This is a genomic window from Akkermansia muciniphila ATCC BAA-835 (assembly GCF_000020225.1).
Classification (GTDB): domain Bacteria; phylum Verrucomicrobiota; class Verrucomicrobiia; order Verrucomicrobiales; family Akkermansiaceae; genus Akkermansia; species Akkermansia muciniphila.
The window spans coordinates 1,163,371-1,188,198 of record NC_010655.1 but is presented as its reverse complement, the minus strand read 5'-3'; the positions used below and the strand labels follow the sequence as shown (position 1 = coordinate 1,188,198).

The window sequence follows — 24,828 nt, the reverse complement described above, 5'->3', positions numbered from 1 at the left end:
CTCTTTTTCAGTTTCCCCTTTTTCCTTGCCGTGGATTTCATCCTGCCTTAAAAGAACAGGATGAAGGCTTTTCTTGTTCCTCTCTTATATTCTGCGCTTCTGTCCGGAGCCTCTCTTGCATTTGGTGAAACGGCCGCCGGAACGGCTTCCCCCGCAGCAGCGGCTCCGGCGGAAAAAATTCCTTCCGCGGAATCCCTGATCAACCAGGCCTTTTCCTTTGCCATCAATATCCAGCAGACGTTGGCAGGCGTTCAGGACAAGGAAAGCGCGGACAACGCCGTCAAAACGCTGCAGGACATTCAGAAGGACATCCGGCATTTCCTCCAGCTTCAGGATAAATTGAACGATGCGGAAAAGGAGAAAGAAGACGCCCTGATGGAAAAAATGGAAAAACGAATGGAAATGCTGGACAACCGCTGCAGGCAGGAAGGCAAACGCCTGTTTGAGGCCCGCTATTACGGTTCCGCCGCCTTAAAGGACATTTTGGAAAATTCGGATGAATTCAGCGACCTGGCAGAACCGGATGAAGACGGTGCGCCCCCCGGTGCACTCCGGGAAAATGAAGAGGCCGGACAGTAGCCCCCCGCCCCGTTTCTCCCCCCCTTTTTTCATTCCCGGCACGCCCTTTCCCCGTATGGGTTCCTGCGCGGCCAAGTCCATTTCAAGCTTGCCGGAACCGTGAAAAACGGGTTTACTGTGGGCAGCATGCAAAAGTTAGCAGGTAAAACAGCCATCGTTACCGGCGCGGGCCGCGGAATCGGCAATGCCGTCGCGCGCCGCTTCGCTTCGGAAGGAGCCAGGGTCATCCTGATCAGCCGCAGTCCATCCAGCTGCGGGGGGGCCGCAGAAGAAATCAACAAGGAATTTCCGGATTCCTGCAAGGCCTACCCCTGCGACGTAGCGGATTACGCGGCCGTTCAGGAAACCATGGCCGCCATTTTGAAAGACTTCCCGCAGATTGACATCCTGGTGAACAACGCCGGCATCACGCGGGACTCCCTGATGCTCCGCATGAAAGAGGAAGACTGGGATGCCGTTCTGGACACCAACCTGAAAAGCGCGTTCAATACGGTCAAGGCCCTCCAGCGCGTTCTCATGAAATCCCCGGCCGGGCGCATCATCAACATGAGCTCCGTCATCGGTCTCGTCGGCAACATCGGCCAGGCCAATTACGCCGCTTCCAAGGCGGGCCTCATCGGTTTCACCAAATCACTGGCTCAGGAATTCGCTCCGCGCAAAGTCACGTGCAACGCCATTGCTCCCGGCTTCATCTCCACGGAAATGTCCAATGCCATTCCCGACAATCTCAAGGAAGAAATCGTTAAGAAAATACCTTTGAAAGAACAAGGTTCCGTGGAAGATATCGCCGCCCTGACGGCCTTCCTTGCCTCTGACGATGCCCGTTACATCACCGGGCAGGTCATTGCCTGCGACGGAGGCATGACGATGTAGGGCATTCCGGTTTTCACCATTCCATGCGCGGCATTTTCCTTGTTTCCTGCTTTCTGGGAGGAAGCGTCCTGCTGGCCGGGTGCCGGGAAGAAAATAATTCCCCCCGCCCGGCCACGGAAGATGCCGCGCGCATTACCAGCGCACGCCAGTGGGGAGAAAGCCGATCCGCGCTGCAAAAACGGGAACTGGACCGCGCTGCCGGTCCTGCCCTTCCCATTCCGGATGACCTGCCGTCCCGGGAGCTGGTCGGCACGACGCGCCAAATCCATCAGCTCATTGAAGCTTCCGGAAATCCGGCACGTTTTGAATCCTACACGGAAACGGTTCCCGCGGCGGGAGCTTCCCTGCGCATGGTCGCCATACCGGGAGGAACGTTCCTCATGGGGAGTACCGCGGAAGAGCCGCACCGGAAACCGGACGAAGGACCGCAGCATAAAGTGAGCATCTCTCCCTTCTGGATCTCGGAAACGGAAATCCCCTGGGAACTTTATACGGCCTTCATGGAAAACGGGCGTCCGCGCGCCAAGGACGGTCAGCTTCTGGAGGAACAGCCGGATGACGAACTGTGGGACTCCGTTACGCAGCCTACCGCCCCCTACACCGCCATGAACCTGGGCATGGGTCACGGCTATGAACACGGTCTGCCCGCCATCTCCATGTCCCACCACGCCGCCAGCAAATTCTGCGAATGGCTGAGCGCCCAGACCGGGCATTACTACCGCCTGCCCACGGAGGCGGAATGGGAATACGCCTGCCGGGCCGGCTCCCCCGGCGCCTATTCTTACGGAAACGGGGAAGCCTCTCTGGACCAGTACGCCTGGTACTGGAACAACTCCAATGACCGCTACCAGAAAACAGGCTCTAAAAAACCAAATAAGTGGGGACTCCGGGACATGCACGGAAATGTGGCGGAATGGGTTTTGGACTCTTACGTTCCGGATGCCTACGGCAAACGGAGCGGCTTGCCCGCGAAAGACCCCCTGGTCATCATCCCCGGCGCCCCTCACATCGTTCGCGGCGGTTCGTGGGAAGACGACCCGGACAGCCTGAGAAGCGCTGCGCGCCGCGCCAGCACCCCTGCCTGGAACCGTCAGGATCCTCAAAACCCTAAAAGCATCTGGTACCTGACGGACGGAGGCATGATCGGGTTCCGCGTGGTGCGCCCCATGAACATTCCGGACGTTATGACGATGCACCGCCTCTGGAATTTCTCCAAGGGGGAGCCGTAAAGAACAACCCTTCATGATCATTGCATTAAGAACGGAACATGTCACGAGAGAAGCGCTCTGGAACTATTTCGTCCCCGGCTGCAATGAACATTACCTGCTCCATATCATGCGCGTCAGTCCTTCCTTCATCCCGGAGCTGGATACAGTCGCCGTCCACGGCAGCCGCATCGTCGGGAAACATCGTTGATGCAACGTCCGTCATCAGGGCAGACGATGGAAAAGAATATGAAGTGCTGGGCATGGGGCCCATTGCCGTTCTTCCGAAATACCAGCGCCGGGGAATAGGACGGCGAATAATATGTATGCGGCGGCCCTCCAGGTCTGTGAGCTGCAAAGGGGGTCCCTATCCGGCCTGAAAGGCCGCTATGTGAAAGCTACTGTGTACCATATGGACGAAAAGCGCGCTGCCGAATTTGACGGCATTTTCCGGTAAAGAAAAAGCTTTCCGGTACTGCGTCTCAAAAACGTTTCCAGCAAATTGCCGCCATGCGGAAAAAACCGGATACGGCCCCCTGCCCCCGGAAATTCCGTACCTTCCGGAGGGCATGAATCCCGCATACGGATAAGCAATTCTTCCTCTCTGGATATAAAAAACAAGAGCTGTTCCGCAAGAACAGCTCTCATCCGCCGATTTTTCGCCATCAGGAAGCTCAAGCCCTGCGGCGGCGCATCATCAGCGCGGCCAGTCCCAGCAGGCCCAGGGAAACCGTGGCTGGTTCCGGCACCATTTCCCCTCGGATTTCCGTGAAAATCGGGGATAATAAGCTGAAAGTATTGGTTCCGTTGGCTCCCGTAATAACGACAGAATCACCAGGCGCTCCCTCGGCGTCATAATGGCCGCGGATGCCGGGAGCAGTCAATCCGCCGCTGATCGTTACGGTATCTCCTTCCGTGTTAGCAGTAGGGGCGGCTGTTCCCCCCGCAGCATATAAATACGTTTTAGACGTATCCTGCATCAAGTCCATCACGGACTGGCTCACGGCCAGGAAACGGTATGTCAATGCCGCGTCAAGAAGCAGGGGAGAACCATCCAGGGAAGAAAAACTGAACGTCAGATTAATCCCTGCTGCAGTAGTTCCCGTATTGGTGCTCCAGCCGATGACCGAATTGTCGGAGCCATTCAGCACCAGGAAGCCGTAAGTGACATTAGCGCCCAAACCGTTGGCGGCTCCGCGCAGCGTAAAACTGTCCAGTCTGATCTCTCCGGACAGGGAGGAGGGAGAAGAGGAATCGGAAGGAGCCAGGGAAGAAGACCCCAGGCCAAGATAAAACCCATGGATGGTACTATTGTAATTATCCGTACCGGGAGTGTAATAATTAAAAACGGTCGCTGCCTCCGAGGAAACAGCAAAGCTTCCCATCGCGATTAAAAATGTCAGTGTTTTCTTCATATTTATTATTCCTTTTGGATGGCAACTTGTAGCGAATTTGGAATTCCCCAATCGGATTTGGAATCCGTCAAGTAATGAAAAAGAGGCCAAATCAATCATGAAACCAATGAATAACAAAGACTGACCCGTCATCTTAGCAAAAGGACCAGAGATATTAAAAAATCATTATTTTCAATGAATTATAAATACAATATACTAACTCTTAATATTTTTAATTGCTTGCGGATTCCAAATTCGTTATTCAAGCACAAGTACATACATTGAATCTTGCATCATTTTATTAAGATACTGACCATGAATAAATTATTATCCACCCTGATTCTTTCGGCCGGCATGAGCCTAAGCGCTACCGCGGCTACCTCTCTGCTGGATAGCTCCATCGTGGGATATTCGGACTTTGCCTCCCAAACGGCGGATTTCGGCACCCTGAAAGATTCCGTTTCCATCACGTCTGACGACAGCAATCTGACGTTATCCGGGATAACCTTCAACGGATACGGTGCCAACAACCGCGACGTTATGTCTGTGACGATGGTTCTTGACCTGACCAAAATCAACACTCCGGACGCCTATACCGCTCTGTTTAACGCCAAAAACAGCAGTGTAAGCTGGGGCGTGGGCCTGAACACGGACCGGAAACTCCAGGGATTATGGAACAACACCTCATACAACGGGCCCGTCGTTGACACCCCGCTGGGCACGGAAGGTTCCCTGACCATTTCCGTAGTCACCGGAGATCTTGGCACCCGCATCTATTTTGGAGACAGCGCTACGTACTATTCCAACAGCGGCCTGAAATTCGGCAACCAGCAAATTGATCAGATTCTCATGGACGCAGGACTGGCTGAATCCATCGAACAGCTCTACATCCACGACTCCCTCCTTTCCCAGGAACAAGTTGGTCAACTGATGAGTGAAATCGCCAGCATCCCGGAACCCGCCACGGCTTCCCTGGGCCTGCTGGGACTGGCCGCGCTGATGATGCGCCGCCGCAGGGCATAAGCCTGTACCGTCCGCCTCCCTATATTCAAAGGCCGGCTCACAAAATCGTGAGCCGGCCTTTTCCTTATCCGTTCAAACATCTGCCGGAAAAAACAGGGGGGAAGAAGCTTCCATTTGCTGCGGTACCCTCACGGCCAGCACTTGACGGGGAAATGGCATTCAGGCTCCCCCGGGAGGGTCATTTCAAGAGCTTCCGGCCCCGCCCCACTTCCGTACACGCCCCTTTTTCCCATGCCGGGACAGCCGGAACCGGAGCATGCAAAGCCCGGCTTCCCTCAGCATCCGGAACAGCCCATCCTTTCAGCAATCCATTTCCCCGCACGGTCCGGATCGCTGCGGTTTCCGTCCGTCGGCAACAGACTCCTTCCCCGAAACAGGGAAAAGGAGTGGGAAAATGGCCGAGCTTGAACCTTTATCCCCCGTTCCCGTCCATGAACCTTCAAAAACAGCAGCTGCTACTGCGCCTGTTCCGGTATTTCAAAAGCAGAAAAGGAGAACCGCGTTTTTTCAACAAACGGAATATATGCCTTCTGGCCGCCGCCGGCGCCTACATCCTGACTCCCGACGAATTCCTGTTTGACGGAATCGGCAGGCTGGGCCTTCTGGATGACGCGGCGGTCATCCTGGGCGCCGTCCTCACCGTCTTTTTCCCGGACGGGGACTAGAGGGCCGTACCCTCCGCCGCGCCTCGGGCGGAATTAGCGGGACGACACTTTCCGGAACTTCGGGGACTGTCCCATGAATGTCTCCGGATTTTCCAGGAGAAGACGTTCCGTTTCCTGCCGGGAAAAACCGCGCCTGCGCAGCTCGCAGGCCAGGGCCGTCAGCGCCAGGGGATCGGAATCCCCCCAGTCCGCCGCGGAATTGGCCCAGACACGGTCCATTCCGTACAATTCCAGAATATCCCCCGCCCGCTTGGGATTCAGCTTACTGGTGGGATAAAGGGTCAGCCCGGCCCAGTAACCGGCCTCCTTCACCAGCGGGAAGGTATGTTCCTCACAGTGATCCACCAGCACGCGGCAAGGGTCCAGATCCGGACGGTTTTTCAGGGCGGAAAGAATCATTACGGTCCCCTTAAGCTTGTCTTCCAGATGGGGAGTGTGAATCAGCACAAGCTGGTTGAGGCGCACCGCCAGATCCAGATGCTCTTCAAAAATAGTCATTTCATGGGAAGTATTCCGGTTCAGCCCTATTTCCCCGATGCCGAGGACATTGGGCCGGTCAATGAACTCCGGAATCAGTTTCATCACATCCCGCGCGAAAGCCACGTCCTGCGCCTCCTTGGGATTGATGCACAGCCATGTGTAATGGTCCATGCCGAACTTGGCCGCCCTGGCGGGTTCGCATTCCGTAAGCTGTACGAAATAATCCCGGAAACCGTCCGCGGACGAACGGTCGTAACCGGCCCAGAACGCCGGTTCCCCTACCGCCAGGCAGCCGGCCTGCGCCATGGCCCGGTATTCGTCCGTGGTGCGGCACACCATATGTATATGAGGTTCTATGAAAGCCATCATTCTTATTTGCTGAGGTTCGGGGCTCCGCAGGCCGCTTTGGCTGCGGCGGTTTCCGGCACGGTGTCATCCCTGTAGGAAAGGGCTTCCAGAATGGCCCGGACGCGTCCGGGGCCGGATGCGGACAAGAGGGGAAGAACATCCATCAGGGCATGGTAGCGGAAATCCGCCTCCCCTTCCCCGCGGTCCACCCGGTCCAGAAATGCGGCCACATCCAGAACGCCGGCGCGCGCCGCTGCGAAATCCGCGTCCAGCACCTCCTTTTTACTTCTTTTCATGCACAGACGATACGCCTATGCGGAAAGCCTCGTCAAGCCGGAACAGGCAACAAAATGATAACCATTCCAAACTGATAAACAGCAACCTCTTTCCCCGGTTTTTCAAAAATCCGAAAAGCGCCGGAAATTCAAGAAGAGGCTTGCCATCCGGGCTTGAACCGGGCATCCTGTGAAGACGCATTTATTTCATTAGAGCGCCTATGAATGCACTAGTAAAAACCATATGTACATTCGTGACATCCTCCATCGGCCGCAAAATCATTGTGGCTCTGACGGGGTTATGTTTGGTCTTGTTCCTTGCGGGACACCTGGCAGGCAACCTTCTCATCTTCGGAGGCCCTGAATGGATCAACACCTACGCCCACGGCCTGCACTCCATGCCGGAAGCAGCCCTCTGGGGAATCCGCGCGGGGCTTGCGGTGATCTTCATCATCCACGTCTGGCTGACCATCCAGCTGAAGCTGGAAAACCATGCGGCCCGCGAACCCTACGTGTTCAAGAACACCATTAAGGCAACGCTCTCCTCCCGCTACATGATCTATACCGGTTTGACCGTCCTGGTGTTCCTGATCTACCACCTGTACCAGTACACCCTGCGCGTGGGATACGACCCCGCCCAGTTCACCACCTTCATTTCCGACGGTACGGTGGAAACCTTTGACGTGTACAAGATGATCGTGACCGGATTCTCCAACGTATGGTGCTCCGCCTTCTACATCCTGGCCGTTCTGATGCTGTTCAGCCATCTGCGCCACGGGGTACAGTCCATCTTCCAGACTGTGGGCGTCGATTCCCGCAAAATCCGGCCCTTCTACAACTTTATCGCCATCGCCTACGGCGCGATTATCTGCCTGGGCTTCATCTCCGTGCCGGTCTCGGTTCTTCTGGGTATCATCAAATAACCATCAACTCCTCTCAAAGTCATGATTAATTTTCCCGTAAGCGACTGGATGCCGGATGCCAAAATTCCCTCCGGCCCTATTCAGGACAAATGGTCCAAATACAAACTTGAGTCCAAACTGATCAATCCGAACAACAAGCGCAAGTACACGGTACTTGTGGTAGGTTCCGGCCTGGCTGGCGCCTCCGCTGCCGCCACGCTTGCCGAACTTGGCTACAACGTCAAATGCTTCTGCTACCAGGACAGCCCCCGCCGCGCCCACTCCATTGCGGCCCAGGGCGGCATTAACGCGGCCAAGAACTACCAGAACGACGGCGACTCCGTTTACCGCCTGTTTTACGACACCGTTAAAGGCGGCGACTTCCGCGCCCGTGAAGCCAATGTCTACCGTCTGGCGGAAGTCTCCTCCAACATCATTGACCAGTGTGTGGCCCAGGGCGTTCCCTTCGGCCGTGAATACGGCGGCCTGCTGGACAACCGCTCCTTCGGCGGCGCCCAGCTCAAGCGAACCTTCTACGCACGCGGACAGACGGGCCAGCAGCTCCTGCTGGGTGCCTACCAGGCCCTGGAAAAGGAAGTGGCCAAGGGACACATTGAAATGTTCTCCCGCCATGAAATGATGGATCTGGTGCTGGTGGACGGCGAAGCCAAGGGCATCGTCACCCGCAATCTGGTTACCGGCGAAATCAAATCCTACGCAGGGGATACCGTCCTGCTCTGCACGGGCGGCTACGGCAACGTGTTCTTCCTGTCCACCAACGCGATGGGTTGCAACGTCACTGCCGCCTACAAAGCCTACAAGCGTGGTGCCTTCTTCGCCAACCCCTGCTTCACGCAAATCCACCCCACCTGCATTCCGGTCAAAGGCGACTACCAGTCCAAACTGACGCTGATGTCGGAATCCCTCCGCAACAGCGGCCGCATCTGGGTGCCCAAGTCCCGTGAAACCGCAGAAAAAATCCGTAAGAAGGAAATCAAGCCTTCCGATGTTCCCGAAGAAGAACGGGACTACTACCTGGAACGCAAGTATCCCTCCTTCGGCAACCTGGCTCCGCGCGACATTTCCTCCCGCGCCGCCAAGGAAGCCTGCGACGACGGCCGCGGCGTGGCCGTCACCGGCAAGGGCGTCTTCCTGGATTTTGCGGATGAAATCAAGCGCATGGGCCGCGAATGGATTGACGGCCAATACGGCAATCTGTTTGACATGTACGAAGAAATCACGGACGACGACCCCCATGAAACGCCCATGATGATCTACCCCGCCTCCCACTACACCATGGGCGGCCTGTGGGTGGACTACAACCTCATGTCCAACGTGAAGGGGTTGCACGTCCTCGGTGAAGCCAACTTCTCCGACCACGGCGCCAACCGCCTGGGAGCCTCCGCCCTGATGCAGGGCCTGTCTGACGGCTACTTCGTCATTCCCGCCACGCTGCCCGCTTACCTGACGACCACCAAGCCCGGTGCCGTCACCACCGCCGCCCCGGAATTCAAGGCTGCGGAAGACGAAGTGAAGGAACGCATCAACAAGCTCCTGAATGTGAAGGGCACCAAGACGGTGGACTCCTTCCACCGGGAACTGGGCCTCATCATGTGGGAAGACTGCGGCATGGCCCGCACGGAAGAAAGCCTGACCCACGCCATTGAACGCATTCCCCAGCTCCGCAAGGAATTCTGGGAAAACGTGCGCGTAACCGGCACGGCGGACGGCATCAACGCGGAACTGGAAAAAGCCTGCCGCGTGGCCGACTTCCTGGAATTCGCCCAGCTGCTCTGCTATGACGCCCTGAACCGCCAGGAATCCTGCGGCGCCCACTTCCGCGTGGAATACCAGCTGCCGGACGGCGAAGCCAAGCGCAACGACGATGAATACGCCTATGTAGCCGCCTGGGAATACACTGGCGTGGACAGCCTGCCTGTTCTCCACAAGGAACCGCTGACCTTCGAGAACGTGCACCTTGCCATCCGCAGCTACAAGTAAAGATAGCCAATACATTAACACTCAAAAGAAAGATTATAACATGGCTAAAACACTCAATCTCACTCTCAAGGTCTGGCGCCAGGAAAACCGGGAAGCCAAGGGCCGCATTGAGACCTATGCCGCCAAGGACATTCCGGTGGACGCCTCCTTCCTGGAAATGCTGGACATCGTCAATGAAGGCCTGGTCAAGGAAGGCAAGGAACCCATCCATTTTGACCACGACTGCCGGGAAGGCATCTGCGGCATGTGCTCCCTGACCATCAACGGCATTCCCCACGGGCCGGAACGCCAGGTGACCACTTGCCAGCTTCACATGCGCAAGTTCAAGGACGGCGATACCGTCTGGATTGAACCCTTCCGCGCGAAGGCTTTCCCAATCCTGCGGGACCTGATGGTGGACCGCTCCGCCCTGGACCGCATCATCGCCGCCGGAGGCTATATTGACGTGCGTACCGGTTCCGCGCCGAACGCCAACAACATCGCCGTGGAAAAAGTGAAGGCGGACGCCGCCTTTGACGCGGCCGCCTGCATCGGCTGCGGCGCCTGCGTGGCCTCCTGTAAAAACGCCTCCGCCATGCTGTTCACCTCCGCCAAGATCGCCCATCTCAATCTGCTGCCGCAGGGCCAGCCGGAACGTTCCAAGCGCGTCCTGGCCATGATGAAGCAAATGGAAGCGGAAGGCTTCGGCAACTGCACGAACCAGTATGAATGTGAAGCTGCTTGCCCGAAAGGCATCAGCGTGGACAACATCGCCCGCCTCAACCGCGACTTCATGCGAGCCAACGCCAAGGAAGGTCTCTGTTTCTAAAGAAGATTCCTTCTTAAGACGCTCTGTAAAAACTCCCGGCGGCATCGGCTGTCGGGAGTTTTTTTCATTATCAGGTTTCCTTGAACCAGGAATAAAATATCAGACAGTTGCTTCCTCATCGTCGCGCAGCGTAAAAAATAAATGTTACACTGGAAGGTTCCCAGTAATCCAGGAGACTGTACTTGGAAATGCCGGACGAAACCTAAGCAAGCCCCCTTCCGACAGCGACGGCCCCCATCTTTCTTCGAGAGAAAGAAACATTGATTACAGGAATTAGACTGATGCCCGGAAGGGATGGCATCCTGTCAAGGGCTCAGCATGAGAGGGAAACATTTTCTAACAAACAGACAACATTGATGTCTATTAAGGGAATGCACTGAACGTAAGAATTATAATATTATCTTTTCGTGTAAAATAATGACCATCTTTTATAAAAAATCAAAAACATACAAATAAAATTCTATCGACACCGACTTCGGATCATACTATTGATAAAACGATCAGGAAAGGGCGGCCACCCCTCGCTTCATTCATTACTCCCAACTCTTGAATACCTGATGAATCCGCCTCATCGTTCCTCCTCCGCCCATCGTTCTGCCGTTCCCGCTTACCGGAAATGGTACTTTGGTTCCGGTGCCAGCCAATCCGGCTCTACTCGCCGCGTGCGCTTATCCGGCCAGCCGGATCCCGATCCGCTGCCGTTTGAAGCGATCCGGATCCATGAGGAAAGGAAAGTGGGGCCGCCGAGCACGTCGGCGGACGGGCACAGCGCGCACGGGACATTCACCATCCCGGAAGGAGCGGAGGGCAAAAAACTCTACGGCACCTGCTCGCTCTTCCTTGGGGTGGACGACTGGGGAATCCTGGAGGTGAAGGACTCCGGCGGCAACGTGGTGGCGCAGGTGGATCTGAAAGAAAACCCGCAGACGGCGGGCGAACAGGGCGGGCACAAATACCACACGGGGACTGGCGGGGCGCAGCTCCCCTCCGGCACCTACAGCTGGGAAGTCAGCCAGACCAACATCGACTACAATCCGGCAAGCGGCAACACCTCCATCTGCAACTACAGCATCGACGTGGTGCCGACGGAACCGGGGGGCAGGAAAGAACCCGAACCGTGTCCCTGCGAGGGAGACACGTGCGACAACAGCGGCGGAACGCCGCCCTCCCCGCCGCAGGCCCGGTCGTGCCCTGAGGCGGGCATGGAAAGCGGCGCCCTGGGAAACTACAGCTCGGCGGGGTGCAGCGTGACGGCGGAAAGCACGGCCACGCTGATGTACTGGTCCTGCAACTTCGGAGCGTTCCGTGGACTTGGGGGCCTTCCGGCCGGAAGGGTGGAACTGAGGGCTGAACAAAACGTCTCCGGCCTGGAAAGCCCCTCCTCGCTGGCCTACAACCATCCCCTGAACAGCCGTCTGGACGTGCCGGAAGGGGGCATTGCGCCGGGAGTGCGGTTCAACCTGGTGCAGGGAGACCGGGTGATTGCCATGCGCTGCTACACGGACGGGTCCGTGCTGCCCATCGGGGTGGACACGTCGGGCGGAGGGCGTGCGGCGCTGGCCACGGTGGAAGGACAATCCTGCCTGCGCTGGGTGGTGGAAGACGGCAGCCAATACCTCTTCTCGGCGGAAACGGGAACGCTCCTCTCCTACACCACCACGGACAGGCAGGTCATCTCCAACGCGTCATCCTATCTGGACGTCAGGCATGCCGGAGACGGCTCGCTGAGGCAAATCTGGAACCTGTGGGACGGCCTGCTCAACGTGGAAAACGTCACCTCCACGGGCTACACCATCGCGCTCTATACCCCTGGGCAAATCACCGGAACGGACGAACAGGGATTTTATACCGTTACGGGCGCTCCCTTGAAAACATTTATTCTTTCCCTGGATGCTGAGGAAAAGTTCACCATCACGGAACAGGCGCCTGCCAGGCAGCCCTACGCCGTCACCTGGTGGAACGACGGCCTGGCGTGGAACATGCGGCAGGGCACGGGGGAAGACGCCCTCACGACCCTCCGCACGCGCACGGAGCTGGAACCGGAAAACTCGGTCTGGCAGCTGGTCACGGAAATCTCCAAAAACGGAATCGTGGCGGCGCGCACCTGCGCCATCTACCAGACCACGGACGTGGGCGACCTGCTGCTCACGCTGGCGGAAGGCTACGGAAGCCCGGAGGAGCAAACCACGCAATACGCCTACGACCAGTGCGGACGGCTCAGAACGGAAACGGCCCCGGGCGGCAGCCAGACTCATTACGCCTATGACCTCTACGGCCGCCTGCTCAGCCGGGACGAACCGTGGGCGGAAAGCGGCAGGCGCATCACGCGCTACACCTACGCCTGTTCGGGAGAAGCCGACTTCAGCAACGAACCCGCCACGGAAACGGCAGACCTGCTTCCGCTGGAAGGACACGTCAAAACGCTGACATCCACCACCTGGAAATACACGACGGCCAACCACATCAAAAGAACGGAACGGCGGGTCACCGGACTGGGCGTGACGGGCACGCGCCTGACGGCGGAGGAACAATGGCTGGCCGGAGCCGCCAACATCCATGCCCGCGGACGCACGCGGTTCAGCCGGGACCTCGACGGCGTGCAAACGTGGCACGACTACGCGGCCACGACGGAGCACGGCGCCCTCTACACGGAAACGGTGGAAACGCGCATCAACGGAGAAGCCGTGCCGGGACAAAGCACGCGCGCCGTCACCTGGATCACGGCGGAAGGGCAGCGCGTCAGGGAAGAAAACTACCTCCTGCTTTCCACCGGGCAATGGGCGCTCACGGGCAGCGCCGTCTACGAATTTGACACGCAGAACCGGTGGGTGAAGCGGACGGCGGGCAACGGCCGGCTCACGGAACGCGAACTGATGTGCGACGGAGGCCTGCTGTGGGAAATCGATGAAAACGGCATCAGGACGGACTACGCCTACGACACGGCGCGCCAACTGGTGGAAGTCACGCGTTCCGCCGTGATGGACGGGGAAACCGTCATCACGCCGGAAACCATCACCACCTACGTCCGGGATGCGGCAGGGCGCGTACTCTCCACGCGTCAAGACACGGGGGCGATGACCACGCGGGAAAGCGCCACCTACGACCTTCTTGGCAGAACAACCTCCACCACGGACGTCCTGGGCCGGGTCACTACCTACGCCTACAGCCAGGACGGCTTGACGGTCACGCAAACCGTCCCTTCCGGGGCTACATTCATCACGCGCAGCGCGCCGGACGGAACGGTGATGGAAGAATCCGGCACGGGGCAGCGGCACGTCATCTACGCCATCGACCTGGTCAGCGACGGTGTGCGGACCTTCACGAAAGCCGTCTCCGGGGAAACGCAAACCGAGCTGCAGCGCAGCATTGTCAACGGAGCCGGGGAAACCCTGCGCACGGGCGTCCCCAACACCACCGGTGGCGTCATTTACACGAGGAACACCTACAACGCCAGGGGGCAGCTCACCAAAACGCAGACGGACGCGGGCAATGCGGCCACGACGATGGCCCCGACCCTGTGGGAATACGACGCCTTCGGCAACAAAACGAAAGAAACCTGGAAACTCGCCGATCCGGCCACGACATCCAACTCGCGCATCACCACGTGGAGCTACGGCGTGGAACAGGCCCAGGATGAAGTATACCGCGTTGTTACGGCGACCAGGAACAACAGCCGGGGAACGACCTATAACGAAACGCAGAAAACGCTGGCTTCCTCCCTCTCGTCCACGCTGGAAAGCAAAGTCATTTCCATCGACCCCAGGGGAAACGCTTCCGAACAATGGAGCGAATACGGTCCGGGCGCCGTCCGGACGCAGAAAAGCAGCATCCCCACCTCCGACATCACGGCCGCCGCTACGGTCATCGACGGTTTTATCATCTCGCAAACGGACCATGCGGGCGTCACGGCCACGCATACCCGCGCCTACACGGAAACCGGCGTCATCTACGCCAGCACGGACGGCCGGGGCAACACGGTCACGACGCACACCGACCTTACCGGGCGCACGATCTCGGTGACGGACGCGGCGGGCAACACGACTTCTACCGCCTACGGCCCCTGGTTTGACCAGCCTGCCGTCGTCACCAACGCCCTGGGCAACACGACCTGCTACGGCTACGACCTCCGGGGCCGCAACACGGCGCAATGGGGAACGAGGGCCCAGCCCCTGCTCTTCGGCTATGACGAGGCGGACAGGATGATAAGCCTCACCACGTTCCGGGAGGACGCGGGCGACATCACCGCCGACCCCACGGGACGCACGGACGGGGACGTCACTACGTGGAGCTACGATGACGCCACGGGCCTGCTCATCCGCAAAACCTGGGCGGACGGCACCCATGAAGACACCGCCTACAATGCCCTGAACTTCAAATCCACGCTCATGGACGCGCGGGGGGTGGTCACCACCTGGGGCTACAACCTGAAGAAGGGGGTCAACAACTCCGTCTCCTACAGCGACTCCACGCCCGGCATCCAGTACGCCTACAACCACCTCAACCAGCTGACCCAGGTCACGGACGCCTCCGGCTCGCGCGTCCTCACGTACACCCCCTGCAACGAACCGGACACCGACAGCATCACCATCGGAGGGAGCTCTTACCAGCTCCAGGAACACTACGACACTTACGGACGCTCCTCCGGCTATACCCTGAAACAGGGAACCGACGTCCTCCAGGAAGCCAGCCAGGGCTATGAAACCGACGGAAGGCTGGCCAGCGCCGGAATCAGGCACGGGGGAACGGAGCAAAGCTTCGCCTACGGCTACCTGGCAGGAAGCAGCCTGCTCTCCAGCCTTGCGATGCCCGACGGCATCGTCCGGGAACTTGCCTATGAACAGCGCCGCAACCTGGTCACGGCAATCAACTGCCGCCTGGGGGAAACCGTGCTGGTCTCCCGCAGCCAGGGCTACGATGCCCTGGGACGCCCGGTCACCCGCACCCAGCAGCGTGGAACGGAACCCGCCCGCAGCGACAGCTTCAGCTACAACGGCAGAAACGAACTCACCGCCGCTACCCTGGGCGCCGCCCCCTACGGCTACAGCTACGACAACATCGGCAACCGCAAGACGGCACGGGAACCGGCCGAAGAACTCGCCTACGCGGCCAACGGGCTCAACCAGTACACCGGCATTGAAGAAAGCGGGGAAGCTCCTTTTGTGCCGACGTACGACGCCTCGGGCAACCAGACCCTCATCAAGACGTCAACGGGCATCTGGACGGCCGTGTACAACGCGGCCAACCGCGCGGTGAGCTTCACCAGCCGGGACGGCGCGACAGTCGTGGAATGCGGCTACGATTACCAGGGACGCCGCTACATGAAGAAAGTGACCCAAAACGGCACGGTCGCCAGCCACGAACGCTATCTATACCGCGGCTATTTACAAATAGCGGCATTGGATATGCTGGACAACCGTAACGTGCTTCGCACGCTGTTGTGGGATCCTCTGGAACCGGTGGCCACCCGCCCCCTGGCCCTCGCGCAGGGCGCTTCCCTGTACTGCTACGGCATGGACTTCAACAAGAATGTGTCGGAGGTCTTCGACGCACAGGGAACGATCGCGGCGGCTTACGACTACTCGCCCTATGGGATAGTTGGCAGCACAGGCAACCTCGTCCAACCCGTACAGTGGTCCGGCGAGATGCACGACGAAGAACCCACCCTGGCCTATTATAATTACCGCTTTTACAACCCCAAAGACGGCAGGTGGATCAATAGGGATCCCATCGCTGAACAGGGAGGGTGGAATTTGTACGGGTTTGTTGATAATGGAGTGGTATTTTCTATTGATTATCTCGGAAAAGAAACTAACGAATTTGGCTACACAATGACTATTCCTGCGGGTTACATACCCATTCTTCTTATTATTGAGGGAAGTATATCAATAGAAAAAAAGAAAAATTGTGTATGCATTGAAGCAAAATTACGAACAGATGTTGGTATAGGTGTAGGTATAGGGCTTAAAATTAAACAAAAATGGTGGCCTATTCTTCCTGATATTGAATATTCTTTAAAAACTATGATTGCTGGATTAAGTAATGAAAAAATACTTAAAATTGACAATTGTAATGGCAAAACTTTAACATCCTATCGGGAAGAATTATTAGGATTTTCTCACAGAATTGATGCAGGCATTACACTATCATCTTATATACAAGCATCTTATTCTATCGATTTTAAGATAAGTTCTGGATTAACTTTGAACGCAAAACCAATATATTTAACTTTAGATGCAACGGAATATATTAAGATTGACGCTACTTTAAAAATCCCATTTATCATAGATCAAAACGAAGAACTTGTTAACAAATCTTTTAATGAAAATATAAAAATATGGTCTAAATAATGAACGAAATATAATTAGTTACCTGTATTATGATTTACCCTGAGTCTCCTTTAACTGTATATGAATATTTTGAATTAGTTTATGGATGTGTTTTTGTAATCCTATTTTTAAGAATTCTTGTTTGGTTAAAAAAAATACTCTTAATTTTTCATTTAATAACTTCCCTTTTCCAATTATCAAACTCACAATTTATTTATTTCTGATCTCTGGAATAATTGGAATTTTGTCAACAATGTATCATGGTATAAATCTATTATGGGAAAACTTTTCGAATGAACTTTTAATATCATATACAGTATTAATTCTTGGTTATCTCATTATAGTCATTGAATGTTTCAGAATAACATATGTCTTGAAAAAAATAAAAAATAAATCTGATTCTAATTGAAATAATCATGAAAAAAATCTTTTCAGACTTATTTTATAAGAAGCTAGTGTATTATAAAGAATACAGGAAGAGAATTGAATCGGAAGATTTTCCAATGATATAATAGTATCAGAACAATTGTATCAAAGATGACAAAAAATCATAAAAAATGTGGATTCCCTAAAAATCCTTAAATAGAATGACCGTAGCTACTTGTAACTAGCGTCGCAGGATATGATCAACAACCGTAACGTGCTTGGCACCCTGCTGTGGGATTCTCTGGAAGAGATGGCCACGCGCCCCCTGGCCCTCGTGCAGGGCGCTTCCCTGTACTGCTACGGCGTAGACTTCAACAAGAATGTCACAGAGGTCTTCGACGCACAGGGAACGATCGCGGCGGCTTACGATTACTCCCCCTATGGGGCCGTGACCAGTACGGGCAGCCTCGTCCAGCCCGTCCAGTGGTCCGGCGAGATGCACGACGAAGAATCCTCCCTGGTCTATTACAATTACCGCTTTTACAACCCAAAAGACGGCAGATGGATCAACCGCGATCCCATTGCTGAAGAAGGGGGGTGGAATTTATATGCGTTCCTCGGGAACAGCCCTCAAGATAAGTTTGATGCTTTGGGGTTAAAAAAGGGGTTTATAAAAACAGGGGATCCATGTTCAAAATGTTGCAAAGAATGCAAAAGATCACAGGAACATCCGATCATTCAGGATGCAGGAACAAAAGGAATTAATGTTAAAGCATCGGTTAAAAGTCCTAATTTCACATCTGAATGTGATCATAATAATATATGTAAAGAAAATTGTTGTTATGTAGTTTATACTTGGTTTGATTGTTATAACAAAACATGTTATAGTCAAACAGGCGATACTTTCAACAGAAAAATCCGACCTTCGAGAGGAGAAGGCAGATCTCAGAGCGCATTAGGGGTAAGTGTTCAGGCTTATAAATGGTGTTCCTGTAATAGGGGAAAATGGAAATGCCACAGCGTAATAAAGAAAAGCAATATAATATTATATAAAGTCGATAATCCTCAAAACCCGAAATCATGGGTTCTCACAACACCTCCCAAAAATTAAAAAATGAATAAAATATTATATTTAGTGTTCATGTTATTATACCCAAGTTGCTCCAACATTGAGCAGAAAAACATTAACAGAAAAGAAAACAATGAATCAAATATTAATACAAATTTAGCTCTCATTTATACAGAATGGTTTGTAAATCAAGCATGTTCTTTAAGAAACCTTGCACCAGGAAAATATATTTTTTCTAAATTTGATGTCACTCCAAATGATATTATAAAATTTCAAAAACTAGAAATTATAAATTTATACCTCAAGAAAGACGATCCACAAAGAAAAGAAAAAATAGATACTTGGATAGAAGATCAAAGAGACGCAGCTAAAGCGTTAAATATGAAAGATCAGATAAAATCAGAAAGATCAGAAATTCATTATTTAATAAATATACTTGATGAGCAAGCAAAATATGTCAATAAATTGTACCTACAAATGTCAACTCTAGATTGACTTCATGAGAGCATGATCTACTCATAAACTATGATTTTTTAGACGCCGGGCCGCACTAGGGAACGGAGTCTGTTCACAGCAACAACTTTAGCTACAACGGCAGAAACGAACTCACCGCTACCACCCTGGGCGACGCCCCCTACGGTTACAGTTACGACAAACATCGGCAACCACAAGACGGCACGGGAACCGGCCGAAGAACTCTCCTATGTGACCAACGAATTCAACCAGCACACCGCCATCGAAGAAGAAAACGGGCCCCTCCTTTGCGCCTCAATACAACGCCTCGGGCAACCAGACACTCATCACTGCCTCAAGGGCATCTTAGACCATGGCCTGTCTTGAACTAAAAATGTAGATTTATGTCTTCTATACTGTGGGTTCTCATTTCGTTCTTTTTGATGTGTTTGTTAACATCAAAGACAAAGCAAGAAGAAAAGTTCTATAAAAGGAGACAAATTCAGAATATAGTTAGAAAATACAAAATCAGTGCTGAAATTATAGGATCTTTATTTCTCATTGTTTTATGTGCACTCATTCTGTTAGCTCTGTACCAGTCTGGCGGATGCGTTGTGATCGCTATATTCCTAAATTCTGTGTACACATTATTATTGATGTCCTGTGTGGCTATAGTTGTATACGTTCTTTGTAAGATAAATGAGCATTGGAATCCAGATGAACTTTATCTTGTAATTGCTATCCGAGGAAATATGTCTTTCAGACGATTAAAACAAGTACAATTTTTTCTTTTAGGAATGGCTTTTTCAGGTTTTATGTATTCGCTTATTTATTTAATATTAGATATGTAATTTATATTAAAAAACATACGTCATATGCAATTTGTACATTTTTAAATCTATGCTGCTGGCTAGCTATTCTATGGGAAAATATAGGTACTCTTAAAAACAGGATTTGCATGAACTGCCATAGCCATATATTAATTTGTTCCAAATTTTTCTCTTCTAATTGGATTCTGAAATAATAATATTATATTTTTCACTTTGATGTTTATTCTGCATTTTGAATACGGCTACTCGAATATGGAGAATAAGAAAAAAATAACAGAGTATATAGAAAACAAAGGGCTATAAATGTAAAGGAAAGATATTTAGATGATCAGTAAACTTAATCAGTATACACCAGTATTACCCATTCTACTCTCAACTCAGACGTTAATTAAGCCTTTCAGGGTGGCTGGACGATCTGTATAATACGGCCAACTGCGCGGTGAGCTTCACCAGCCGGAATGGAAACACGATTATTGAATGCGGCTACGACTACCTGGGACGCCGCTACATGAAGAAAGTGACCCAAAACGGCACGGTCGCCAGCCACGAACGGTACCTGTACCGGGGGTATTTGCAGATAGCGGCATTGGATATGCTGGACAACCGGAACGTGCTTCGGACACTGCTGTGGGATCCTCTGGAACCGGTGGCCACCCGCCCCCTGGCCCTCGTGCAGGGCGCTTCCCTGTACTGCTACGGCGTGGACTTCAACAAGAATGTGTCGGAGGTCTTCGACGCACAGGGAACGATCGCGGCGGCTTACAATTACTCTCCCTATGGACAGGCGGCTGCTACGGAAAATTTCGTCCAGCCAGTAGAACTCCGGCCTTAGCTATTTCAGGGCCAGGTTCGGATCTGTGCAGACGTAATATTCCTCCTTTCTCAAGGACAGATTTTCAGGAGGAGCAACAGATCTATCGGCAATATTTTTCTATGTTTATATGGAGATAGAGAGAAAGCAGGAAACCGGGGCAAAGTTAAATATATAAGATCCTTTCTCTCATTCCCTTTTCCTGGAATCCATGAAAATAGTCACCGGGCCGTCGTTAATCAGGGAAACCTGCATATCCGCGCCGAATTCGCCGCTTTCCACCCTGCCTTCCAGCAAAGACGCCAATTCCTTCTTAAACAGCTCATACAGGGGAATGGCCCGCTCAGGCCTCGCGGCGCGGATGAAAGAGGGCCTGTTCCCTTTCCGGGTGGAGGCATGCAGCGTAAACTGGCTCACCACCAACACGCTTCCACTCACTTCCCTTACGGAAAGATTCATCTTTCCGTCCGCGTCGGAAAAAATGCGCATGGCCGCCGCCTTGTTGGCGAGCCAGCGCACATCTTCTTCCGTATCCGCCTCTTCAATGCCCGCCAGAATCAGCAGACCGGGCCCCACGGCCCCCGCACAAACACCGCCGATATGAACGGCGGCCTTACTGACACGCTGAATAACCAGCCTCACGGTTCCTCTCCTTTCCCCCTCAGGATAGTCACCTTCGTTCCCGGCCTGGTCAGCATGGCCAGTTCATTGCAGTCCTGCCGGCTCAGATAAAACCCAGGCGAGCGGGGCGTACCGCGGGCAGCGTCAATGACATAGCCTCCCGCCGCCAGCACCAGCGTCTTATCCGCAGAAGGAAACTGCCTGCTGTAGATGGACACGGGGGCCTGCTCATCCTTTACGGTCGTTTCCACATTCTTTTTCCCCCCGTCCTTCATGGAGAGGATGGGGTATCCCTTGACAAAATCCGTCCCGTCGTAAAGGCAGATTTCCTTTTCCGGCACGTTCACCACTACATGGAAATCCAGAGGCCGGTACTTGAATACATCTCCCGCATGAAGAGCGGGAATATCCATCAAACCGTTCAGGTGAACCACCATGGCCTGAGAGCAACCCAGTTTTCTGACCATGCGTATCCAGGAATCTCCCTTCCGTACGGTATATTTTTTCACGTCCGGTCCGTTGGGATCCAGCAACTGGCGGATGCGCAGCCTTCCGATGAGTTCCTTCGCCTCTTTCCCCACCACGCCTCCCTGTTCCGCCAGAGGCTGCAGCAGTTCCAGAGCTTTTGGCAGACTGCCGCAGTCCATCAGGCGGCGGGCTTCAGCAAGGGCCTCCGGACGGCGCGGCCAGAGGGAATAATTTTCTCCGTCCGCCAAAACTCCCTGGACACAGAAAGCCGCCGCCAAAAGGCTAAAGAAGACCTTTGCGCTTGAAGTCAAAGATATTGATTTCATGGGATTTTTGTATCATTTCCACCGTGAATTTCAAGAGGGAGACCTCCCATGCGTCATCCACTCCCTCAATGAGAGCCATAAATGTATCTTCTCCATTGCGCACCTGGTCCAGCAGCCGGCCGCGCACGGAATCAAGCGGTTCATGCAGAATTTCCTCGCTCACCTCCGACCGTTTGAACCTGAACCCGTATTCCAGCAACGTCAAAAAGCCTGGCCCGTTTTTGGAGAGCCAGTCAAAAAAGCGCTTGGCTTCTCCGGAAAACCCCTCCGTACTGATTTCATTGTAAATGGAAGGCCGTATGATTTTCGGTTTCTCCGCTTCCACCCAGCCGCTGCGCACGCGCACCACGTTCACCTCATCCATCAGTTCGCTGAGGAGAAGAAAATTAAACCTGGTATCGCCAAAAGTATCAATGCGGCGGTCCGGTTCATACACCACCCGTGTCATCTCCGCCGCATAGCGGATATCGTCACGGGAAAAGGAAGGCAGGTCGCTCATGGAAGAAAAGGCGGAAAGGCTTTCCATGAAAAAGCGGCTTCCTTGCCTTGGACAGGGAAGCCGCTTTTGTAATAAAGGATTTTTAGCAGTTTAACTTAACCCTGAACCTTTTCGATGTAAGCAACGACGTCGGCAACAGACTGAAGCTTTTCGGCTTCTTCGTCGGGCACTTCGATGTCAAAGTTTTCTTCGAAAGCCATCACGAGTTCAACGGTATCCAGCGAATCAGCACCGAGATCCTCGATGAATTTCGCATCAGCAGTCACTTTATCGGATTCAACGCCAAGTTGGTCGACGATGATACTTCTTACTTTTTCTTCGATGCTGTTGTCAGACATGATATTTATTGTTAAGGTTCATTGATACTACATGGGGTATGCGCCATTTGCAACACCTATTTATGAGTTTTTATGCGTCATCCGGCCACGGAGCCGGAAGCAGCAGGTTTCCAGCCGATTTTGGCCGTTCTTTAAAGATTCAGTCCGGCGGCTATGCGCAAGCCGTTCAACGTAATGTCAGGGTCCACATGGTCAATGCGCTCCACTCCCCTGGCGATCAGAGCTGCATCCCCTCCCGTAGCAACCACGGCCGGACGCACGCCCAGCTCACCTTCCAGCCGGGCCAGAATTTCCTTCACCAGCCCCCGATAACCGTACACGGCGCCGGATTGCATGGCCTCTACTGTGCTAGTTCCAATGACACGGGACGGCTCCTGGGGGTCAATGGCGGGAAGAAGCGCCGTATTGCGCTCCAGGTAATCCCCCATGCTGGCAAGCCCCGGCGCAATAACGCCGCCCATGTAGGTGCATTGGGGCCCGATCACGTCAAAAGTCACGGCGGTGCCAAAGTCCACCACAACGCAAGGATACCCGTAATAGGCCGCGGCTCCTACGGCATTCGCCAGCCTGTCGGCCCCTATCTGGCGCGGGTGGGGATAGTCGATGCCCACGCCCAGCCGGGAATCGCAGGAAAGGAAATGGCACGGTTTGACGATCCAGTTTTTCAGTTCTTCCGCCACGCGCGGCACGACGGAACACACCACGGCGGCATCATAACGAACGCCGGCCAGCACCTCGTCCAGCCGTTCCCCGCTCACCTCCCGGGTGGGAACCATATACCGTTCCGGCAACAGGGCTTCCGGCGAAGAGAGCACGAATTTGGTGCGTGTGTTGGAATTGTCAATCAGAAGATAGGTCACGGGAATCAGTTAGTATGTTCCTCCGCCAGTTTCAAGGCCAAATCCGCTATTCTGCCGCTTCCTCCGGTCATCCCGGCCCGCAGCAGGTTTTCATGCATGCGCCTCCACTGTGCGCCACCGTCCGCCATCATTTCCTGAAGAGCGGAAGCCAGGGCACGGGCGTCCGGCACATGGCTGCCGCCTCCCAGTTTTTCCAGGAGGCGGGTATTGCCCTCCTCCTGGCCCGGAAGAAGAAAGTTCACCAGCATGGGACGTGCGGCCGCAAGCACCTCGTGTACGGTGGCTCCTCCCGCTTTCCCGACCACTACGTGACTGGCGGCAAGATAAGAAGGCACGCGGCGCGTCCAGCCGCGCACCGTCAGCCTGCGTCCGTATCTGGCGCGCAAATCCCGGATGCGGGGATAAATGCGCCGGAACCGGCGCCCCAGAATACAGGTTACATGCAGGGCGGGATTCGCATCCAGCATACCCGCCAGCTCCGCCCGCGCATGCCGTGCGGAACGCTGGGCAAAGTAAAGCACCCGGAACGGCTCCCCTTCTTTCCAGGAAAGGGGATGTTCCTCCGCCAGCGCTCCCAGCACGGGATTGACGGGAAATCCCGTAACGCGCAGCCTGTCCTGCGGCAGCCCCTTTTCCTCCATAATTGCCCTCGTCCAGGGGTCCGTTACGGCCCAGAGGGGGGACTTGGAACACAGCCATGATTTATTGATGACGAAGGAATCCGTCACGACGGTCAGGTAAGGAACCGCCCTGCCCGTGCGGGAGGCCAGGGAATCCAGCATGTAGGGATATACCATGTAGGTGCAGACCACGGCATCCGGCTTCCATTCCCGCAGCAAACGTTCCAGCAGGCGCTCCACGGGGGCAATTCCCCTGACGGGCTTCTCCGCCATATTGCGCCTGTCGCTCACCTCGTACATCCATTTCCAGAGACGGGGCATGCGGGAGATCGTCCACAGGTAGGCGGCGCGCGTCAGGCGGAACATCCGGGGCATCGCCTCCGCGCACAGGTCCGTAACGCGGACTTCCGCGCGCCCTGCGAGAGCATCCCTCACGCCCCTGGCTGCGGAATTGTGCCCTTCCCCGTATCCTGCGGTCACAATCAGAATGCGCGGCAGCCGTCCTTTCTGCATAGAACAGGGTATACCAATATTCCGCTCCGTCGAAAAGAACTTCTTGCAGGAGGGAGGACATGAGGGGAAGCGGCCGGAAAAAACATTATCCTCCGGTATTCCCTCCGAACGGAAAGGAACGGGAAAAAACGGCCTTTCTTCCCTATTATTCCCTTCTCAAAACCGGATTTAACAT

General features: G+C 54.4%; 21 protein-coding genes and 1 pseudogene. 13 read left to right on the top strand and 9 right to left on the bottom strand.

Annotation, left to right across the window (positions count from 1 at the left end):
- Positions 1-60 precede the first annotated feature (60 nt).
- The 4 genes and pseudogenes from AMUC_RS05345 (at position 61) to AMUC_RS13100 (ending at position 3,230) form a co-directional block, all read left to right on the top strand.
- Positions 61-579 carry a hypothetical protein gene (locus AMUC_RS05345; RefSeq protein WP_012420038.1) on the top strand — a complete coding sequence of 173 codons (519 nt, stop codon included), beginning with the start codon at positions 61-63 and terminating at the stop codon, positions 577-579.
- A gap of 126 nt (positions 580-705) precedes the next feature.
- Positions 706-1,452 (top strand): 3-oxoacyl-[acyl-carrier-protein] reductase, encoded by a 747-nt coding sequence (fabG, locus tag AMUC_RS05340; protein ID WP_012420037.1) that lies wholly within the window; start codon positions 706-708, stop codon positions 1,450-1,452.
- Between the two features lie 23 nt (positions 1,453-1,475).
- Positions 1,476-2,681 (top strand): formylglycine-generating enzyme family protein, encoded by a 1,206-nt coding sequence (locus AMUC_RS05335; RefSeq protein WP_012420036.1) that lies wholly within the window; start codon positions 1,476-1,478, stop codon positions 2,679-2,681.
- Positions 2,682-2,694: 13 nt separating this feature from the next.
- Positions 2,695-3,230 (top strand): annotated as a pseudogene (locus AMUC_RS13100) (GNAT family N-acetyltransferase).
- Positions 3,231-3,331: 101 nt separating this feature from the next.
- On the opposite strand, the gene AMUC_RS05325 reads toward AMUC_RS13100, so the two are convergent.
- Positions 3,332-4,072, bottom strand: a complete 741-nt coding sequence (locus tag AMUC_RS05325; RefSeq protein WP_012420035.1) for a PEP-CTERM sorting domain-containing protein — start codon at positions 4,070-4,072, stop codon at positions 3,332-3,334.
- Between the two features lie 294 nt (positions 4,073-4,366).
- On the opposite strand from AMUC_RS05325, the gene AMUC_RS05320 reads away from it, so the two are divergent.
- Positions 4,367-5,074 (top strand): PEP-CTERM domain protein, encoded by a 708-nt coding sequence (locus AMUC_RS05320; RefSeq protein ID WP_012420034.1) that lies wholly within the window; start codon positions 4,367-4,369, stop codon positions 5,072-5,074.
- 431 nt (positions 5,075-5,505) lie between these two features.
- Positions 5,506-5,739 (top strand): DUF1232 domain-containing protein, encoded by a 234-nt coding sequence (locus AMUC_RS12560; RefSeq protein ID WP_012420033.1) that lies wholly within the window; start codon positions 5,506-5,508, stop codon positions 5,737-5,739.
- Between the two features lie 33 nt (positions 5,740-5,772).
- Here the strand turns inward: AMUC_RS12560 and AMUC_RS05310 are convergent, their stop codons facing one another.
- Both AMUC_RS05310 and AMUC_RS05305 read right to left on the bottom strand, forming a co-directional pair.
- Positions 5,773-6,585 (bottom strand): TatD family hydrolase, encoded by an 813-nt coding sequence (locus tag AMUC_RS05310; protein WP_042448872.1) that lies wholly within the window; start codon positions 6,583-6,585, stop codon positions 5,773-5,775.
- A gap of 5 nt (positions 6,586-6,590) precedes the next feature.
- Positions 6,591-6,863 (bottom strand): hypothetical protein, encoded by a 273-nt coding sequence (locus AMUC_RS05305; RefSeq protein ID WP_012420031.1) that lies wholly within the window; start codon positions 6,861-6,863, stop codon positions 6,591-6,593.
- A gap of 200 nt (positions 6,864-7,063) precedes the next feature.
- On the opposite strand from AMUC_RS05305, the gene AMUC_RS05295 reads away from it, so the two are divergent.
- From AMUC_RS05295 to AMUC_RS05260, 7 genes are all read left to right on the top strand, one after another.
- Positions 7,064-7,765, top strand: a complete 702-nt coding sequence (locus AMUC_RS05295; protein WP_012420030.1) for a succinate dehydrogenase cytochrome b subunit — start codon at positions 7,064-7,066, stop codon at positions 7,763-7,765.
- A gap of 21 nt (positions 7,766-7,786) precedes the next feature.
- The gene (locus AMUC_RS05290) at positions 7,787-9,745 is read left to right on the top strand and encodes a fumarate reductase/succinate dehydrogenase flavoprotein subunit (RefSeq protein WP_012420029.1); all 1,959 of its coding nucleotides are present in this window, start codon (positions 7,787-7,789) and stop codon (positions 9,743-9,745) included.
- Between the two features lie 40 nt (positions 9,746-9,785).
- Positions 9,786-10,553 carry a succinate dehydrogenase/fumarate reductase iron-sulfur subunit gene (locus AMUC_RS05285; RefSeq protein ID WP_012420028.1) on the top strand — a complete coding sequence of 256 codons (768 nt, stop codon included), beginning with the start codon at positions 9,786-9,788 and terminating at the stop codon, positions 10,551-10,553.
- A gap of 557 nt (positions 10,554-11,110) precedes the next feature.
- Positions 11,111-16,900: an RHS repeat-associated core domain-containing protein gene (locus AMUC_RS05280; protein WP_012420027.1), complete on the top strand. Its 5,790-nt coding sequence runs from the start codon at positions 11,111-11,113 to the stop codon at positions 16,898-16,900.
- A 601-nt stretch (positions 16,901-17,501) separates the two neighbouring features.
- Positions 17,502-18,356 (top strand): RHS repeat domain-containing protein, encoded by an 855-nt coding sequence (locus AMUC_RS12355; protein ID WP_012420026.1) that lies wholly within the window; start codon positions 17,502-17,504, stop codon positions 18,354-18,356.
- A gap of 30 nt (positions 18,357-18,386) precedes the next feature.
- Positions 18,387-18,809, top strand: a complete 423-nt coding sequence (locus AMUC_RS05270) for a hypothetical protein (protein ID WP_087393485.1) — start codon at positions 18,387-18,389, stop codon at positions 18,807-18,809.
- Between the two features lie 1,227 nt (positions 18,810-20,036).
- On the top strand, positions 20,037-20,429 hold the full coding sequence (locus tag AMUC_RS05260) for a hypothetical protein (protein ID WP_042447845.1): 393 nt from the start codon (positions 20,037-20,039) through the stop codon (positions 20,427-20,429).
- Positions 20,430-20,597: 168 nt separating this feature from the next.
- On the opposite strand, the gene dtd is transcribed toward AMUC_RS05260, so the two are convergent.
- The 6 genes from dtd to AMUC_RS05230 form a co-directional block, all read right to left on the bottom strand.
- Complete coding sequence (gene dtd / locus AMUC_RS05255) at positions 20,598-21,050, bottom strand: D-aminoacyl-tRNA deacylase (RefSeq protein ID WP_012420025.1); 453 nt, start codon at positions 21,048-21,050, stop codon at positions 20,598-20,600.
- Positions 21,047-21,823, bottom strand: coding sequence for a LysM peptidoglycan-binding domain-containing protein (locus AMUC_RS05250; RefSeq protein WP_022196920.1), 777 nt, complete (start codon positions 21,821-21,823; stop codon positions 21,047-21,049). The genes dtd and AMUC_RS05250 overlap by 4 nt, the downstream gene beginning before the upstream one ends.
- Positions 21,780-22,349 carry a hypothetical protein gene (locus AMUC_RS05245; protein WP_012420023.1) on the bottom strand — a complete coding sequence of 190 codons (570 nt, stop codon included), beginning with the start codon at positions 22,347-22,349 and terminating at the stop codon, positions 21,780-21,782. The genes AMUC_RS05250 and AMUC_RS05245 overlap by 44 nt, the downstream gene beginning before the upstream one ends.
- Positions 22,350-22,417: 68 nt before the next feature.
- Positions 22,418-22,660 carry an acyl carrier protein gene (locus AMUC_RS05240; RefSeq protein WP_012420022.1) on the bottom strand — a complete coding sequence of 81 codons (243 nt, stop codon included), beginning with the start codon at positions 22,658-22,660 and terminating at the stop codon, positions 22,418-22,420.
- A gap of 131 nt (positions 22,661-22,791) precedes the next feature.
- Entirely contained in the window at positions 22,792-23,520 is a 729-nt protein-coding gene (locus AMUC_RS05235) for a type III pantothenate kinase (RefSeq protein ID WP_012420021.1), read from the bottom strand.
- A gap of 5 nt (positions 23,521-23,525) precedes the next feature.
- Positions 23,526-24,653 (bottom strand): MGDG synthase family glycosyltransferase, encoded by a 1,128-nt coding sequence (locus tag AMUC_RS05230; RefSeq protein WP_012420020.1) that lies wholly within the window; start codon positions 24,651-24,653, stop codon positions 23,526-23,528.
- Positions 24,654-24,828: the final 175 nt, after the last annotated feature.